Source organism: Streptomyces sp. NBC_00663 (assembly GCF_036226885.1).
Classification (GTDB): domain Bacteria; phylum Actinomycetota; class Actinomycetes; order Streptomycetales; family Streptomycetaceae; genus Streptomyces.
Genome location: NZ_CP109027.1, coordinates 271998 through 288540 on the forward strand (window position 1 = coordinate 271998; position 16543 = coordinate 288540).

Genomic DNA, 16543 nt, shown 5'->3' on the forward strand with positions numbered 1-16543 from the left:
GGATACGGCGGAAAGGCAGGGAGCTTCTGTCGGATCAGGAACGCGCTGAGCCCGTGTCGATGACGATCATCTTCTCCAGTGTGTATCTGTCCAGGTCCGGATGGTGCTCTTGCTGGCCGGCGCGGACGCGGTGGAAGCGAAAGGTCCCATTGGTGGTCCCCGCGCTGACGATGCATCGGATCTGGAGTGGAGGTTCGGCTGAACGGCCGAGACGGCAGATGTGCAAGGCCAGCGTGAGGCCCTGAGTCAGCAGTAGCCTTTGGTCGGCCTCGGCGATGACGGGCTCACCATCATCCAGGATCTCGACTGCCACGGGCACGAAATCCTCCAGGTGGAAGCTGTTCACGCTGCACTCCCACGCGGTGAGGTCGATGAAGCCTCCGGATCCGGTGCCGCGCAGGCGACGGGCGGTATCGGCCAGTACCACGGCGTCCCCGTGAAGCGCGATGCCGTTGGCGGTGAGATCGCGGAGGCCGACTGTCAGTCCCTGCGATGGCTGTGCCGGAGCGAGTCCTGTCCATACGCTGAGGAGGGCCGCCGCCGCATCGTTCATCTGCACTGTAAGCACGTGGGCAAGGATCCTCCGGAGGCCCCGGAGGATGGGAAGCAGGGCCGCTTCCACGGTCTTGGGTAGTGGTGAGCACCCCGATTCGGCCACCACCGGTTCGCCGCGTCGTCCAGCCGGATGGTGACGCGAGGATCAAGAGCCCCTCTGCGGCTCCCTTCACCGGGCCGCGCTGCGCCTCCGGAGCCGCAGACGCCTTCGTGAGGCCACGTCAGGGCCCGCGGAACCACCGGGACAGGAGGTCAACAGCGTGCAGTAGCCGGTGTGTGTGCCCCACGTCCACCACAGGTCGCCCGGAGCGAGACGGGAGCGTACCCAGGCCGTCAGGTGCGGCTCCCACATGCCACTGGCCGTCGGCGCTTCGGCGTCATACGCTCTCTCGCCACGCCTAGGCGGTGTCCGGCGGATCATGTGGCCGTGATGGCACCAAGCTAGTTCTCGCGGGCCGGACTGCGCCCGGTTGCGAGGCGTTTCTGCCCCTCGGACATGGGCAGGACCGCCAGTGCGGTGTCTGCAATGTTCCGCAGCGTCTCCGGGTCCAGGCCGGCCTTGCCTACCGCCTCGATACCGCGGACCACCGTCAGCAGCAGTGCCGCCAACCGCTCCGGATCCGCAGCACTGTCGATGTCGCCGTGGCGCTGGGCGGCGCTGATCTCCGTCCGCAGCAGGGTCAGCAGTGCCGTCATGGTCTCGGCCGACCGTCCGGCGACCGTCGGATCGTGCTGGGCCAGTTCCGCCGCGCCCTTGGCCAACAGGCACCCGCGGCGCTCGGTGTCGGAGGCGGTGTTCTCCGCCATGAGGTGCACGTATCCCGACAGCCGGGCCAGGGCCTCCGAGTCCGGGCCACCCGCCAGCCGCTCTTCGGCCACCTCGACGACGGCGGTGCACCATTCGTCGAACACGCGGTGGAACAGCTTGCCCTTGTCGCCGAACGCGCCGTACAGACTGCCCTTGCCCAGACCGGTGACCTGGGCGATGTCGTCCATCCGGGTTCCTGCGTAGCCGGTCGCCCAGAACTGTTCCCGCGCCTGCTCCAGGACTCGGCGTTCGTCGAATGCGCGTGGTCTCGCCATGACCTCACCGTACCCATTCTTGACTCGATCGTCCATTACCGCCTACGTTATGGACGATCCATTCCACAACTGAAGGGGTTCGACATGCCAGGCGTGCTGCAGGACAAGGTGGCCGTGATCACCGGAGGGACCAGCGGGATCGGGCTGGCCATCGCCCACCGCTTCGTCCGGGAGGGCGCGCAGGTCTTCGTGACCGGCCGGGACACCGACCGCCTCGAAGCCGCAGTCAAGGAGATAGGCCCTGCGGCCACCGGCGTACGAGCTGACGTCTCGGCCCTGACCGACCTGGACGCGCTCTACACGCGAGTCCGCGAGGAGGCCGGACGCATCGACGTGTTGGTGGCCAACGCGGGAATCGTCGCGGACGCCGCACTCGGCGCCCACACCGAGGCGAACGTGGACCTGACGCTCGCCGTCAACGTCAAGGGCCCACTGTTCACCGTTCAGAAGGCGCTTCCGCTTCTGGCGGAGAACGCCTCCATCCTGGTCGTCGGCTCGAGCAACAGCCTGCGGCCCAATGAGCACCTAGAGGTCTACAGCGCCTCGAAGGCGGCGGTGAGCAACCTCGTGCACAACTGGGCCCGGCAGTCACGGGAGCGCCGATTCCGGGTCAACGTCCTCAGCCCGGGACCCACGCGGACCCCTGCCCTGCTGCGCGCCGCGGGGCCGGACGCCGACCGGTTCGCCGAGGCCGTCGTGCCACTGGGGCGGCTGGCCGACGCCGAGGAAATCGCCGAGGCCGCCCTCTTCCTGGCTTCGGACGCCTCGTCGTTCGTCACCGGCGCCGAACTCTTCGCCGACGGCGGCTACTCCCGGGCCTGAACGACGGCCGGTGGTGCGCATCCGGTTTCCTCGACGCGATGGGGCGCACTCCGGGCCGTGCGTGTGCGTCGTACGAGGCCCAGTGCGTCCGAAGCAACGAGATCGTGGCCGCGGCCTCTTTGGATGACGTCGGCCGCCACCCCGACTACCGCTCCGGCACCGCCAATCTCTGCTGGATGCTCATCCATTTCGTTGAGGAGACCGGACGGCACGCGGACATCGTGAGGGAGCTGCTTGACGGGGCGAATGGGTACTACTAGCTCTCTCCGGTGGGTCGCGACCGGAGCCAAAGTCGGATCGAGGCAACGGTGACAGTGCCGTAGAAGATGTAGGCGCGTTTGTCGAACCTCGTCGCCACAGCCCGGAAGCTCTTGAGGGCATTGATCGTCCGCTCCACCTCGTTCCTGCGTTTGTAGATCGTCTTGTCGAAGCCGGCGGGCCGACCGCCCCCGCTGCCTTTGTTCTGTCGGTTGGCCCGCGGGTTCTTCGGTTCGGGGATCGTGTGCTTGATCTGGCGTCGCCGCAGGTAGCGGCGGTTGCGACGGGATGAGTAAGCCTTGTCTCCGGCGAGATGGTCAGGCCGAGTCCGCGGTCGCCCGCCATCCCGGCGGGCGACACGGACACGCTCCATGACCGGGATGAGCTGCGGAGCGTCGCCCCACTGACCCGGGGTGATCAGCAAGGCAAGTGGGCGGCGTCCGCCCTCACCGGCAAGGTGGATCTTGCAGGTCAGGCCGCCCCGTGAGCGTCCCAGGCCCCATCGGGGCGGTGGTGCAGGGGCGTGTGTCTTTTCCCCGGGAGCCGCGGGGGTGTCTTACGTGCTCCCGCCGCGTGTTGGTGGGCCCGGCAGGAGGTGGAGTCCACGCCCACCATGGACCAGTCGACGCCGCCTTCCACGTCAGCATCGGCGAGGACAGCCGCGAAGAGCTTGTCCCATGTGCCGTCCGCTGACCAGCGCCGATGCCGCTCGTACACGGTCTTCCACCGACCGAAACACGCAGGCAGATCCCGCCACGGTACCCCGGTGCGCTGCCGGAACAGAATTCCGTTGATCACCCTGCGATGACTCTCCCAACGGCCCCCGCGCTGACCGGACTTCGGTAGGTGCGGCTTCAGCCGGGCCCATTCTTCATTTGTGAAATCTCCCCGCCCCATGAGCATGCCAACGAACCAAGGCTGGGGCGGTCACAAGATCCGCCGGACAGCACCTAGTAGTGCTTCGTTAGGTCTGTTCGTTGATGCTGATCAAGAGCATGTTGGTCGTGTGGATTCACATGAAGTGAGCCGATTACGGGCGGCGTTGGCGATGTTTGTGGCGGATGTCTTCGCCTCGGTGCCGCGTACGGATCAGCGGGCCAAGGGCGAGTGTTATCTACGAGGCCTGATGCTCGACGGTCGGCGCAAGTCGATCCAGCCGATGGCCGAGCGTCTGCCGGACGGGAACATGCAAGCCCTGCAGCAGTTCGTGAACCAGTCACCGTGGGATCCGCTGCCGGTCAGGTCGCCGCATCACGGACCAAACGCTCAGTCAGTTGGCGGTATTCGCCACCTCAAGCGCTCAGCGCGCGAACGCCCGCCACAAAGGTCGGGTCAAGCCGTCGGCATCGGCTCTGCCGGCGTCGACCAGTGCCCGCCGACCCATTCCTTGAGCGAGGTCAGAGGTGTCCGGCCGGCTCGCAGTCCGGAGAGGTCGGCGCGGAAACCCACCGTGTTGAACCAGTCGAACATTGCAGCCATCTCCTCGCTGTGGGCGCGGATCTGATCGATCGGCTGGGAGGCGAAGGGCACCGGGCGGCCGGCCGGGCGGGCGAAGAGCCGGGCGGAGACTCATGGGACATGGCCCTGCACCCGGCTCAGGTTCCGGGGAGGATGCGGCGTGTTTCGTAGGCCCACATCGCGATCTCGACTCGGTTGCGGGCGCCGAGTTTGGCCATCAGGCTGGCCAGATGCGTCTTCACCGTGCTGAGGCTGATGTGCAGTGCGTCGGCGATCTCGGTGTTGGTCAGCCCGCGGGCGACGGCGAGGAGCACCTGCTCCTCGCGGGCGGTGACGGGGGCGACCGGCTGGACCACGGGCCGGCCTGCGGGCAGGTCCGCGAATGCCTGGAGCAGACGGACGGTGACGCTGGGCGCGATGAGCGCTTCACCGCCGGACGCCGACCGTACGGCCTGGGCCAGAAGGTCTGGTCCCGTGTCCTTGAGGAGGAATCCGCGGGCGCCGGCACGCAGCGCGCCGTAGACGTACTCGTCGAGGTCGAACGTGGTGATGACGACCACGGCCAGCGGGTCGGCGACGCCCGGGCCGGCGATCAGCCGGGTGGCTTCGAGCCCGTCGATCACGGGCATGCGGATGTCGAACAGGCAGACGTCGGGGCGCAGTTGGCGGGCCAGGCGTACCGCTTCCTGTCCGTCGGCGGCCTCGCCGACCACCTCGATGCCGGGCTGGGCGTTCAGTATGATCCGCAGCCCGGTACGGATGATCGTCTGGTCGTCAGCGACGAGGACGCGAATGGACACCGCTCTCGCTCCTCGCTCTCGGCAGTTCGGCTTCGACCTGCCAGCCCTGGTCGGCGCCGGGGCCGGCTTGTAGTTTGCCGCCGAGCAGGGTCGCGCGCTCGCGCAGTCCGGTAAGTCCGTATCCGTCGCGACCCCGGCCGGTGCGTCGGCCGTTGTCGTGCACGCTCACCCGTACCGTGTGCCGTTCCGCGGCGACCCGAACGACGAGCTCGGTCGCGTCGACCGCATGGCGCATGGCGTTGGTCACCGACTCCTGCACGATCCGGTAGACGGCCGCGTCCACGGCCGGAGGCAGCGTGTCCAGTTCGCCGTCGAGCCCCAGGTCGACCCTGAGGCGACCACCCGGGGTACGCACCAGGCGCTCCAGGTCCGCTACTCCGGCAGGGGGCGCCAGCTCGGCGCCGACCCCGCGGTCGCGCAGCGCGGCGACCATGGCGCGCATTTCCTCCAGCGTGCGCGCCCCTTCCTCCTCGACCCCCTCCAGCGCCTCGACGGCGGCGGACGGGTCGGTGGCCGCGAGCACCCGGCCCGCCTGGGCGATGATCACCATGGCCGACACGTGGTGGGCCACCGTGTCGTGCAGTTCCCGGGCGAGCTGCTCGCGTTCGCGGGAGCGCACCTGCTCCGACTGCCGTTGGCGAGCGGTCACCCGGAACCGCATGGCAACTCCGACCACGCCGGGCAGCAGCAGGAAGACGAAGCCCGCGACGTTTTCGACGATCGGGGTCTCGTCCGTGACGGAACACAGCGCGCCGGTCGCGAGGATCACCGCACCGCCCAGCACGATCTCGCGTCCCGACCCCCACCGGGGCAGCGCGTACACCAGCACAAGCACGACCGCGCCGGTGTCCAGGCCGACGGGCCCGCGCGGTGCGGCGACGAGCGAGGCCAGCTGGAGCAGGATCACCGAGCCGAACGCCAGCGTGACCATCGTCAGTGGGCGGGTCCGGCGCCACAGGGGCAGCAGGCACAGCCATACGGCGAACACCACCGTCACCGGCCGCCACACGACGTTCTCGCGCAGGCCGGCCTCCAGCGCCACAGCGGTAAGGCCCGCGACGAGCAGCGCCCAGTCCCGCCGCACCCGGGCGGGCGCGTCGGGCGGCCGGGGTTCGGTCCACAGGGTTCGCAGGTCGTCTCGGAGCACGGTTCTCAGCCTAGGGACCGCGCCGTGCCGCGCATCGGCCGAAAGGACGGGTCGTCTCTCAGCCCCGGGGCTGACGGATCCGCGGCCCGCGGGCCGATGCCGCGGAGCGCCATGGCGACGAGCCTCGGCATCGGCGGCCGTACAAGGACGGCCGCCGAGGTGGTTGGAGGACCCGATGCTCTCGAAAGCCCTGTTGCGCCTGGGCGCAAGCGCCGCCCGCCATCCCTGGCGGGTGATCGCGGCATGGGTGATCGCCGCCACGCTTGCCGTCCTCGCAGCCGTCGCCTTCGGCGGGCGGACCGCGGACTCGATGACCGCTCCGGGACTGGACTCCCAAGGGGCCGCGGAACTGATCGAGCGGGCAGGCACCGGCCAGGAGGGGATGACCGCCCAAGTGGTCGTCACCCCCCTCGACGACGGTGCCACGTTCTTCGACGACGACGGCGCGCGCACCGCTCTCACGCGGCTGCGGGCCGAGGTGCAGCGGCTGCCGCATGTGCTCGGCGCGAGCGACCCGGCGGGGGCGCTCGACGCGGGCGGGGAAACCGCCGTGCGCGGCGGCCTCGTCTCGGCCGACGGGCGGATCGCGGTCGTGCGGGTGCAGTACCCCGACCAGAGCCGGCTGTCGGCCGCAGACCTCGACGCCCTCGTCGATCTCGGCGACCGGCTGCGCGCCGAGCTGCCGCTGCGCATCGAGATGGGCGGGAACCTCTTCTACGTCTTCTCCGACCCCGACGGGGGCGTGAGCGAGCTGATCGGCCTCCTCGCCGCGGCCGCGATCCTGTTCCTGGCGTTCGGTTCGCTCGTCGCCGCCGCGCTGCCGATCGGCATGGCGGTCTTCGGTCTGACCGTCGGGGTTGCCACGATGACGGTACTGGCGGGGGTGACGGACGTCCCGACCTTCGCCCCTGTCCTGGGCAGCATGGTCGGGCTCGGAGTGGGCATCGACTACGCGCTGTTCGTGCTCGCCAGGCACCGGGAGTACCTCGCGCGCGGGCTCGATCCCCGCGAGGCGGCGGGCCGGGCGGTGGCCACGGCGGGCAGGCCCGTGGTCTTCGCCGGCGGCACCGTCGTGGTATCGATCCTCGGCCTGGCGGTCGCGAACGTACCGTTCATGACGGTGGGCGGGCTCGCCGTCTCGATCGTCGTTCTGATCATGGTGGTCGCGTCGGTGACGCTGCTGCCGGCCTTCCTCGGCGTGGCCGGCCCACTCCTGGCCCGGGCCGGCCGGATCGGCCGGGCACTTCAGGCCGGGTGGTCGGGCCGAATCGGCCGACGGCGTGACACGGCGGCGGGCGCCGCCCGCACCGCCGGGTGGCGTCGCTGGATCGGGCACGTCAGCCGGCACCCGGTGCCGTACGCGGTCGGCGCGGCGGGGCTGCTGCTGATCGCGACGCTGCCCGTGCTCGGCCTGCGCGTCGGTCTGCCCGACGACGGCTCACTCCCCCGCAGCCGTACCGAGCGCCGGGCCTACGATCTCGTCGCCGAGGGGTTCGGCCCGGGCACCAACGGTCCCCTCGTCATCGCCGCGGACCCCGCCGGTGATCCGGGAGTGCTGGACCGACTCGTCGGGGCGGTCGCGGCGGATCCGGGCATCGCATCCGTCGCGCCTACGCACATCGATCGGGCGACCGGCATCGCGACCCTCGTGGTGTTCCCGACCACCAGCCCTCAGGACAAGGCCACGGCCGACACCATCGCCCGGCTGCGTACCGACGTGCTGCCCACGGCGATCGGGCACGGCCCGGCCAGGGCCCACGTCGGCGGCGCCGCCGCGAGCCTGTCCGATGTGGGCCGACGCACCAGCCAACGCCTGCCGGTGTTCGTCGCCGCCGTGCTGGCGATGTCGTTCCTGCTGCTGATGCTGGTCTTCCGCTCGATCGTCGTACCGCTCAAGGCGGTACTGCTGAATCTGCTGAGCATCGGCGCGGCCTACGGCATCATGGTCGCGGTCTTCCAGTGGGGCTGGGGAGGCGCACTCATCGGGCTGGAAGCGACGGTTCCGATCGTGTCGTTCATCCCGATGTTCCTCTTCGCCATCCTGTTCGGCCTGTCGATGGACTACGAGGTGTTCCTCCTCTCCCGCGTACGCGAGGAGTACCTGCGCACCGGCGACAACGGCACGGCGATCGTCGAGGGCGTTTCGCGCACCGCCCGGATCATCACCTCGGCCGCCCTCATCATGGTGGCGGTCTTCCTGTCCTTCGCCGTCGCCGACGACCCCTCCGCCAAAATGTTCGGGCTCGGCCTGGCCACCGCGATCTTCATCGACGCCACGGTCGTACGCATGGTGCTGGTACCGGCGACGATGACGCTCCTCGGCCGGGCCAACTGGTGGCTGCCGAAGTGGCTGGACCGGATGCTTCCCCGCGGCCCGGTCGGCACCGACGACACCGACGCGGAATCCTCGGGTGAGGCCCTGCGTCCACGGCTGGTTGACCGTTGACTCAACTCCTGCCCGCCCTTGGCGTCCGCCACCTCAGCGCGTCACCCAGCCGCATCGCTGCGGTCAATTGCGACTGTCGACACCAGGCGGCAGGGAATGCGACCTCACCGCCGGGGGGGCCGTCCGCCTGATCCGCCCGGATCGCAGGCACCCCGCCGGGCGTGTGCTTATCGCTCAAGGTGCTGTCCGGCCGGACGGGGGGCCTCACCGAGTGAGCTGCACGGTGACAGAGGCCTCGCGAGGTTGGGACGAACTCAGGGCTGGCGACACATCGCTCGAATCCGAGGGGGCCGATACCCAGGTCCTCACGCATGAGGCGACGCATCTGCGCCATAGGCCTTGCGTCGCCGCTCTATCAGGGGTGCGTCGTCGGCGGAACATCTATCAGGAGCTTCTTCCGTCTGTCAGGCCAACTGTCCACCCATTGCAGGAGGTTGGGAAAGGCGCAGTGCTCGTCGATCGCGCCCTGACGCGGCACGGCGGATGGGCGGTAGCCCGTGATGTTCGTGCCTTTGGGTTGTCAGCCCTCAGACCAGGCGGGACAACCTGGCCTAGCCTCACCAGTATCCGGGGGCAGGGTGATCATCGGATGAGGGTGCACAGGACGGGGACGCTGGCGCCGGTGCTGGTGAGTCCAACAGCAACCGCACCGGCCACGGGGGCGCCAGCGAGGCCAGCGAGAATGCCCATGACGACCCCGATGACGAAGGCGATGAGCAGGACGACGGCGGTGCGCAGGGGTAGGAACGGCTGACTGTTCTGAGGTGTGGTCATGCCTCAACTGTCAGCTGTTCAGGGCCCTGATTGCGCTGATCGAACAACCTCGGAGAACCCCGATCAACAGGCCGCCGACGCTGCACAGCAGGCGTGTACGGCGGAACAGTCTCCCGTATCCGTTACCGTTCAGGAACGTTCCGCGAAGTTCAGTGCTGTGCGTCCGATGCGCCCTAACCTGGCACGTGACAGCGCGACTTGGGGGGCGGGCAATGGCGCGGCGGCGCGAGATACAGAACAGCACGCGCACCTACGAGGAGATGTTGCAGGAACAGGCTGCGGAGCTGAACTCGATGAGGGTGCAGGCGGGCAGCCCGTCGTATCGGGCAATCGAGAAACGCGCCGCAGCACTGTTCGCCGACGAGAAGGCGTCCCTGCCGCCGTCTACTCTGAGCGGCCTGTTCTCTGGCGACTACGCGGGGCGTGACAGGCTGCTGTGGCTCGTACGCACTCTCATGTCCTGGGACAGGTACGGCCAGGAATGCGAGCCACCGGCCAACGGTGCGACCGAACTCGACGAATGGCACGACCGTTGGACGCTTACCACCAGGGCCAGACCACCACGCCAGCGCGCACGTGGCGGTGACGACGGGACGGTCCGGCTGAGGCAGCAGCTCGAGCCACAGCGCGATAAGCGCGCCAAAACCCTTGCTCAACGAGCCCTGGCGCGCGTTCTTGAAGAGGACTTGTCACTGGCATTACCTGCGCTCGTGGCGGAAGCTTCCGTCTTCGCGGTCGCGTTCTCACCTGACGGCGAATTCCTTGCCACCGGCGGCTCGCGCGGGACGGTCCAGCTGTGGAACGCGGTCACCCGTCTGCCCGTCGGCGGACCCCTCACCGGTCATCAAGGCCGGATCTACGGTGTGGCGTTTTCGCACGACGGCTCTCTCATCGCGACCGGCGGTACCGACAAGATGGTCCGGCTGTGGGACACGGCCACCCGCCAGTCGGCTAGCGGACCCCTCGGCCATCCGGACGAGGTGAAGGGTTTAGCGTTCTCGCACGACGGCACCCTGCTAGCCACCAGCAGCGACGATGGAATAGTCCGGCTGTGGGACACGGCCACCCGCCAGCCCGTCGGCAGTCCCCTCAAAGGTCATCAAGGTGCGGTCCTCATGGTGGCGTTCTCGCATGACGACACCCTCATCGCCACCGGCAGTGCCGACGGTACGGCCCGGCTGTGGGACACGGCCACCCGCCAGCCCGTCGGTGAGCCCCTTACTGGCCACCAAGGCGGGGTCTGGGCAGTGGCGTTCTCAGCCGACGGCAACCTGCTGGCTACTGGCACCGCACAGGTAGAGGCGCGCGGGACCGTACGACTGTGGAACCTGGCTACCCACCAACTCGTCGACGAGCCTTTCGGTTCTGACGACCAAGTCTGGGCAGTGGCCTTCTCACCGGACAACACACTGCTTGCCACCACCAGCGCCACGGGCACGGTTCAGCTGTGGGATACGGTCACCCGACGACCGGCCGCCAGACCTCTTACCGGCCACCACGGCGACGTCAACGGTGTGGTGTTCGCGCCAGACGGCAGCCTATTGGCCACCGGCGGCCAGGACGGGACGGTGCGGCTATGGACAACACCCGCAGCCCGAGGAACATCAACCACGGTCTCTGAATTGAGCATTCCTCGATCACGTGGATAAATGCGGGATCAGCGCCTCTGGGTTCTGTACCACATGGCGAACATAAGCCAGATCAGCACGCTGATAGCTACGCCTATCCAGGCCCTGGTGAAGCCGGTGGCAGCAGCAATGACCCCCAAGACCAGGCCGATCGCCAACAGTGCCGTGGCGAATTGGAAGTAGCGGCGGATCGCCGCTTTCTGCCCTATGTTCGGTTCAAGTCCCGACATGTGCTCCCTCGCCGGTGATCAGCTGGGGCGCAGGCTTGCGCCGTACGCCCCAGCCAGCGGTCATCCCGAGATTGCGTTGCTGGTGATTGTTCCTGTTGCCCATCCGGCGGCGAAACACTCCAGGGATGCACCCACGGACGCACCCAGAGCGGGAGGAGCTGCGGCGGTGAGCAACGCTTCACAGCCCAAGGGGCATGCGGGTCACCGCGCGCGTCAGCACAGGCAGGGGTTCGTCTCCCGGCCCAGGCTCACGATGTCCTTGTCCCGCAGGGCACCGGCGTAGGCCTGCACCTCGTCCACGTCGCCATGAAGGTACTCGCCCCAGCCGTCGCCGACCTTTCCCCTGCCGATCTGTAGCGCACCGGAGCTGTGCCAGCCGTCGGGGAGGTCGGCGGTGGCCGTGGCGCTGGTGTATCCGTCCAGGTAGAGCTTGATGGTGTCGGTGGCGTCGTCGTAGACCACGGTGAGCTGGTGCCCCTGGCCCTCGCCGCCGTCGGCGCCCGTGATCCGGGAGACGACCTTCTCAGGCGCGCCGGCCTCGTCCCGTTCGGGCATCACCAGCTGCCAGCTGTAGGTGGACGGGTCGTAGCGCACCTTGAAGGCGTCGGTGTGCTCCCCGGCCTGGGAGAGGACGGTCATCGGGTGGGCGGGGGCGGCGTCGGCGAGGCGGACGACGGCACCGACGGTGAAGCTGTCGCCGGTGTCCACGACGGGCCCCTCAGCGGTGGCGTAGCCGCTGTCGCCGTCGAGGGAAAGGTGCCCGTCGCCGACCAGCGGCGGCGGTACGTAGGTGCAGTCCGGGTCGATCTCCGGAATGCAGGAGTCGTCCGAAGCGTGGTAGATCGAGGCGCCGTCGGCGAGGTGCAGCGGCGATCCGTCCGACTGCTCGGGGCTGGCGCCGTCCGTGGCGTTCGACAGAGACCAGTGGCCGAGCAACGTCGGCTTGCGCCAGGCCAGTTCGCTGACCTCGTCCGGTACGACGACGCGGTCGTGGACCCGTAGGTCGCCGACGTCACCGTGCCAGCGGTCGCGGTAGCCGGTGGTGCCGCGCGCACGTCCGATCTGGAAGGCACCGGCGGCTTCGGCGGGCGTCGCCGCCACCGCGTCTCCCACCTCGTGACCGTTGACGTACAGGTGGGCCTTTCCGGTCTCGGCGTCGTACTGCCCCAGCAGGTGGGCCCACTCCCCCGTCTCCGGGGCGCCGCCGGACACGCGCGCTCCTCCGATGGCGAACGACCACACGGGGCCGGAGTCCTTCGCGCGCAGCCCGAGAGTGAACCCGGGCCCCGCGTCCGCGTCCTGGCTGGCGACGGTCATGGTGCGGCCGGTCTCGGCGGGCCGTACCCAGGCGCTGACGGCGAACGTCTCGCGCAGGTCGCCGACCGGGACGTCCGGGGTGAGGAAGCCGTGTCCGCTGCCGTCCAGGGCGGCCGTGCCGGAGATCGCGGTGCCAGCGGGTGCCGGGCCACCGAAGGTGACGGCGCTGCCGGCGCGGGCAGGGGTACCCGGCTCGGCGGCTGCCGAACGGGACCCGACCGGGTCGTCCAGCTTCCAGCGGGCTACGGGCGCCCGGCCGGACTTCACGTTGAAGTCGTACCGGGCCTGGGAGCTGCTGCGGCCGGACCGGTCGACGGCGCGGACCGTCAGGTACTTGGGGCCGGCGGTGAGTGGCAGGTAGGGGATGGTTACGGCGGCGCCGTGAGGTTCGGCGGTGACGGTGCCGTTGGGGCCACCGAGAAAGCTGTAGGCGTACGACACCACGTCGTCGGAGGGCGAGTCGACGGTGAAGTGGCCGTAGACACCCACGCCGTCCACCCAGAACACCTCGTCGGGGGTGGGGTATTCGGGGGAGCTGATCGTGGGCGTCTCGGGGTTCGTGTCGTCGTAGATGAACGAGCAGACCGACCCTTCGCCCTCATCGCTCCAAGGGGAGGTGGCGAGGCCGTCGTTGGCGCGCACGTGCCAGGAGATGGGGGTGTTCGCGGGAAGATCGCTCGGCATCGTCCAGTACTGGCGCATTCCCGACGACAGGGTGATGGTGGTGTAGGAGCGGCGCTGGGCCGTGCCGTCCGCGTCCGTCCACCAGGCCTCGAACTCGCCAGTGAGGGGGCTGGATTCCGAGGGCTGGTTGTCCTCCTCCGGGTCGTACAGTACGGCGCTCAGCCTGGGAGGAGTCGGAACATACACGGTGTCGTCCCCCGTCGCGCAAGGCTTGCTGCCCGACTGGAGATCCTCGACGAGCGGCTGCTTGGGCGGCAGGTTGTCCACGGCGTGCGCTGTGCCGGCAAGGCTCGCGAGCAGCGCCCCCGCCAAGGCTCCCACCACCGCGGCTCTGTGTCTGCCGGTCTTCCTGGACAGCTTCAACTGACCCTCCCCTGTGGGTGTTTGATCCTCGTGGATCACACGAGCCCACAAAAGCTAACAGCCGCCACTGACAGTCCCGATGGGGGTTTCCCCGTCCACGGCACACGCGGTGCCATGCGCATGGGCGTCAGCCGCGAAGGCGGCTCTGTCCGCGGTTTCGTGAGGCTGCCGGTCAGTGGTGGCGAACTTCGACGACGTTGCCGTTGTCGTCAGAGAGTTCGAGGCTGTGCTGCCAGCCGAGTCTGGCAAGGAGCGTTGCCAGGTCGTCGATTCGCCGAGGGTCGATCACACCGTTGATCAGGGTTGTCCCGTCGTCGGTCTGGTCGATTTCGATGCGGCACCAAGCGGTCTCTGCTTCGTAGGAGTACCAGGAGGACGACCGGGTCCTCCAGCCAAGTGAGCCCAAGCGGAATGCCACCTGGGCGGGATCGATGCCCCCGTCTAGGCTGCCGCAGACATTGTTGGCCCTGTCGGCCAGGGTGGTATCGAGCGGTGTGTCACCGCCACCGCTGAGAGGTGTGCTCACCTGCGTAAGTATCGGGTATGCCAAGTCATGGCCCGGGGAGAATGCGGATTCGGAGGAGTTCGAACGAGGCCCGGCCATACGTCATTCTCGTCAGAGTCTTCTCGCCATTCATTTGTCCCTCCACGACGCCGGAACTCCAGAGCAGAGTGGGGCCGGCGGCGAACCTGCGGGCCAAGTCGCGAGCGCGACCAGGATGGAGAGGGTGGACAAGGCCGAGTAGGCCCGGAAAACAGGTGCGTTGATGGAGGAGGCCGTCTACGGTTGACGTTGTTCAGGTGCGCAGGTTGCGGCTACTTCTCCTGTCAAGAGGGTGACGCGGGTTCGAATCCCGCCGCCGGCCCCGGCCGGTGTCGTCCAGCGGCCCAGGACGCCAACGTCGCCGCCGCCGATCTCGATCTCTGAACACCACGGCGCGAGCCGCCCGCCAGGGGGACACCCGGCGGGCGGCTTCGACGCGTCACCTACTCGTACGCCTCCAGCAGCCAACCAAACCCCACCCGAGGAGTGCGAGGGATTCACCAACCAGCCTTGGCGGAACAACAGTTGGCGCGTCATCTGGACTGGGCCACCGCCGCGGGCAGTCCCAGTTCCGTTACTGCGCGATCGTGTCCACCGTGCCCACACATCACCAGCGGCACCACACGCACACACGACGGCTACTCCCCCAGGCATTCAGCTCGCTCACGTGACCGCTTCCCGCCTGGGAGATCTCCTAGCGCGGTGAGTTCGCTCGCTAATCCGCGAGGACCGATTTCTCCAAGCGCCCACAAGCCGCTGATACGCCGGGCGGACTGCCAGAGTCGACCCTCTACAGGGACGTGAAAGGGCAGCACGCGGATGCTGTGTGGATGGAACGGGCCGGTGTCGTGGTACCGCAGACCGCCGGTGCCGCACAGGTAGTGGGTACTGCGGGTAGCCGCCGCGAGATCGGCCAATCGCTGCGAGCGGCCGTCCCGCGCCTGGATCGTACTGCTGTCCACGACCTCGCCCTGCCAGCCAAGGACCGTGCAAGGCGAGAGTCGAGGACCTCGCGACGTCACAGGTGAGTTCGGTGCCGTCGAAAGCGTCGAGGACGATGTCGAGAACGCGTTGCAGGCCACTGACGGCTGCGCCCGTAGTACTGGCGAATCAGCAGGCTGACCACGCGGCGGGAGCGGCTGGGGTCGGCGAGCCGTGCCTGGTTGATCAGTGTGGGGCGTCCGTGGGGCAGGTGGGCGGGCAGGGTGAGCCATTGCTGCCGGTCGGGATCGGCCGGGGCGGCGAGGCGGGCGCGGTGTTGGTAGTCGCGGCGGGCGAACTGGACGTCGTCGAGGACGATCCACCGGTCGGCGGCGTAGAGCTTGGCCAGGGTGGACAGCCTCGGGAAGAGGTTTGGCTGGTGGATCGCGCACACTCCGCCGCGTGGCGGGTCAGGTGTTGATGAGGCGGCTGTCGAAGCCGGCCCGCAGGAGGCGCTCGTAGGCGTCATGGACATTCCCCGGTACGTCCTGCTCGACGGCGAAGCCGAGCTTCGGGTACTCGATCACCCGTTGCAGGTCGCCGACGAGCGTGTCGACGACGAGCTTCTCGTCGCCGATGGACTTGATGTAGTCGTCCAACTCCACTGGCTCGGAGGCGCAGACGACCTCCACCTCGGGCCACAGCTTGCGGCACGTCGCGTAACTACGGCGCTCCATGAGCTTCTTCAGCGTTGCTGCTCCAGGGTGAGGATGGCTTTGGCGATTGACGTCATGCGGTTGGGGCTGCATCGGGATCTGCGGAAGATCCGCCAGGACTTCAGCCTCGCGACGCCGCGTTCGACAGGTGCTCGCGCTGCGGCCAGTGCTTGATTGAGGGTCTTTTCGGTGGGGGTGAGTTCCTGCAGGGGCCTGCGCTTGATGCCGGTGGTCAGCCACGCGCCGGCACCCTGGTAGGCAAGATCGGCCAGAATGGGAACGCCCTGGCGTTCACAGATCCGGATGATGCGGTGGGTGCGGGCCGCGGTCAGGTCGTGGGTGCGGCCCGGCAGGGTGGGTGAGAGCCACAGCAGCTGGCCGTTGGGGTCGGTGACGACCTGCACGTTCACGCCGTGGCGTCGGTGTTTGTGGGAGTAGTCGGCCCGGCCGTCGCCGACTCGGTCGCACTCGGCGAGGGTGCCGTCGAGCAGGATGAAGTCGGGATCGTGCTCGCGCAGCGTCTTCAACAGCCCCGGTGCACGTGCGGCGAGCAGGTCGACGACCGCGTTGGTGTAGGCATGGGCGGTGGACTCGCTGATCCCGAATCCGGTGGCGATCTTCGCGAGAGTGGTGTGTTCGCGCAGGTACACCAGTGCCACCATCGCGCGCTGAGACGGACGGAGCTTGCAGCGCCGGTCGCCCTCATGGGTGACGATCAGCATGGTTACCCACTCCACGAGTGCATGTGGCAGGTCGAGTGCGGCAGGATGGATGACCAACGAGGCCCCCGAGCAGCG

16 protein-coding genes and 2 pseudogenes are annotated in these 16543 nt (G+C 68.6%); 5 read left to right on the plus strand and 13 right to left on the minus strand.

Going from position 1 to position 16543, the window contains the following annotated elements; genetic code table 11:
• Positions 1-34 precede the first annotated feature (34 nt).
• Both OG866_RS01225 and OG866_RS01230 read right to left on the minus strand, forming a co-directional pair.
• A complete protein-coding gene (locus OG866_RS01225) occupies positions 35-568 on the minus strand; it encodes a hypothetical protein (protein WP_329331378.1) in 534 nt (177 codons plus the stop codon).
• A gap of 428 nt (positions 569-996) precedes the next feature.
• Positions 997-1638: a TetR/AcrR family transcriptional regulator gene (locus tag OG866_RS01230; RefSeq protein WP_329331379.1), complete on the minus strand. Its 642-nt coding sequence runs from the start codon at positions 1636-1638 to the stop codon at positions 997-999.
• 84 nt (positions 1639-1722) lie between these two features.
• On the opposite strand from OG866_RS01230, the gene OG866_RS01235 reads away from it, so the two are divergent.
• Both OG866_RS01235 and OG866_RS01240 read left to right on the plus strand, forming a co-directional pair.
• Positions 1723-2460, plus strand: a complete 738-nt coding sequence (locus OG866_RS01235) for an SDR family NAD(P)-dependent oxidoreductase (protein ID WP_329331380.1) — start codon at positions 1723-1725, stop codon at positions 2458-2460.
• A 38-nt stretch (positions 2461-2498) separates the two neighbouring features.
• Positions 2499-2720, plus strand: coding sequence for a mycothiol transferase (locus OG866_RS01240; RefSeq protein ID WP_443063485.1), 222 nt, complete (start codon positions 2499-2501; stop codon positions 2718-2720).
• On the opposite strand, the gene OG866_RS01245 is transcribed toward OG866_RS01240, so the two are convergent.
• A protein-coding gene (locus OG866_RS01245; RefSeq protein ID WP_329343867.1) for an IS5 family transposase occupies positions 2717-3615 on the minus strand; the annotation gives its coding sequence in 2 pieces (ribosomal slippage) (positions 2717-3219 and positions 3219-3615; 900 coding nt in all). The two genes, OG866_RS01240 and OG866_RS01245, sit on opposite strands and share 4 nt — an antisense overlap.
• 109 nt (positions 3616-3724) lie before the next feature.
• Here OG866_RS01245 and OG866_RS01250 point away from each other — a divergent pair.
• Positions 3725-3995, plus strand: a pseudogene (locus OG866_RS01250) (transposase); the annotation flags it as partial.
• Positions 3996-4313: 318 nt separating this feature from the next.
• Here OG866_RS01250 and OG866_RS01255 read toward each other — a convergent pair.
• Complete coding sequence (locus OG866_RS01255) at positions 4314-4976, minus strand: response regulator transcription factor (protein WP_329331381.1); 663 nt, start codon at positions 4974-4976, stop codon at positions 4314-4316.
• Positions 4951-6123, minus strand: coding sequence for a sensor histidine kinase (locus OG866_RS01260; protein ID WP_329331382.1), 1173 nt, complete (start codon positions 6121-6123; stop codon positions 4951-4953). The genes OG866_RS01255 and OG866_RS01260 overlap by 26 nt, the downstream gene beginning before the upstream one ends.
• A 175-nt stretch (positions 6124-6298) precedes the next feature.
• Between OG866_RS01260 and OG866_RS01265 the strand changes: the two genes are divergently transcribed.
• Positions 6299-8569: an MMPL family transporter gene (locus tag OG866_RS01265; RefSeq protein ID WP_329331383.1), complete on the plus strand. Its 2271-nt coding sequence runs from the start codon at positions 6299-6301 to the stop codon at positions 8567-8569.
• Between the two features lie 582 nt (positions 8570-9151).
• Here the strand turns inward: OG866_RS01265 and OG866_RS01270 are convergent.
• Positions 9152-9343 (minus strand): hypothetical protein, encoded by a 192-nt coding sequence (locus OG866_RS01270; protein WP_329331384.1) that lies wholly within the window; start codon positions 9341-9343, stop codon positions 9152-9154.
• Positions 9344-9555: 212 nt separating this feature from the next.
• Here OG866_RS01270 and OG866_RS01275 point away from each other — a divergent pair, with 212 nt between their 5' ends.
• Positions 9556-10992, plus strand: a complete 1437-nt coding sequence (locus OG866_RS01275) for a WD40 repeat domain-containing protein (RefSeq protein ID WP_329331386.1) — start codon at positions 9556-9558, stop codon at positions 10990-10992.
• A gap of 8 nt (positions 10993-11000) precedes the next feature.
• On the opposite strand, the gene OG866_RS01280 is transcribed toward OG866_RS01275, so the two are convergent.
• The 7 genes and pseudogenes from OG866_RS01280 to OG866_RS01310 all read right to left on the minus strand — a co-directional run bounded on the left by OG866_RS01280 (position 11001) and on the right by OG866_RS01310 (position 16525).
• On the minus strand, positions 11001-11201 hold the full coding sequence (locus OG866_RS01280) for a hypothetical protein (RefSeq protein ID WP_329331387.1): 201 nt from the start codon (positions 11199-11201) through the stop codon (positions 11001-11003).
• A gap of 213 nt (positions 11202-11414) precedes the next feature.
• A complete protein-coding gene (locus tag OG866_RS01285; RefSeq protein ID WP_329331388.1) occupies positions 11415-13526 on the minus strand; it encodes a LamG domain-containing protein in 2112 nt (703 codons plus the stop codon).
• A 211-nt stretch (positions 13527-13737) separates the two neighbouring features.
• Complete coding sequence (locus OG866_RS01290) at positions 13738-14091, minus strand: hypothetical protein (protein ID WP_329331389.1); 354 nt, start codon at positions 14089-14091, stop codon at positions 13738-13740.
• A gap of 656 nt (positions 14092-14747) precedes the next feature.
• Positions 14748-15191, minus strand: coding sequence for a WbqC family protein (locus tag OG866_RS01295; protein ID WP_329331390.1), 444 nt, complete (start codon positions 15189-15191; stop codon positions 14748-14750).
• Positions 15128-15484: a WbqC family protein gene (locus OG866_RS01300; RefSeq protein WP_329331391.1), complete on the minus strand. Its 357-nt coding sequence runs from the start codon at positions 15482-15484 to the stop codon at positions 15128-15130. The genes OG866_RS01295 and OG866_RS01300 overlap by 64 nt, the downstream gene beginning before the upstream one ends.
• A 16-nt stretch (positions 15485-15500) precedes the next feature.
• A pseudogene (locus OG866_RS01305) lies at positions 15501-15776 on the minus strand (YdcF family protein); the annotation flags it as partial.
• Positions 15776-16525: a transposase family protein gene (locus OG866_RS01310; protein ID WP_329331392.1), complete on the minus strand. Its 750-nt coding sequence runs from the start codon at positions 16523-16525 to the stop codon at positions 15776-15778. The gene OG866_RS01310 and the pseudogene OG866_RS01305, both read right to left, overlap by 1 nt.
• Positions 16526-16543: the final 18 nt, after the last annotated feature.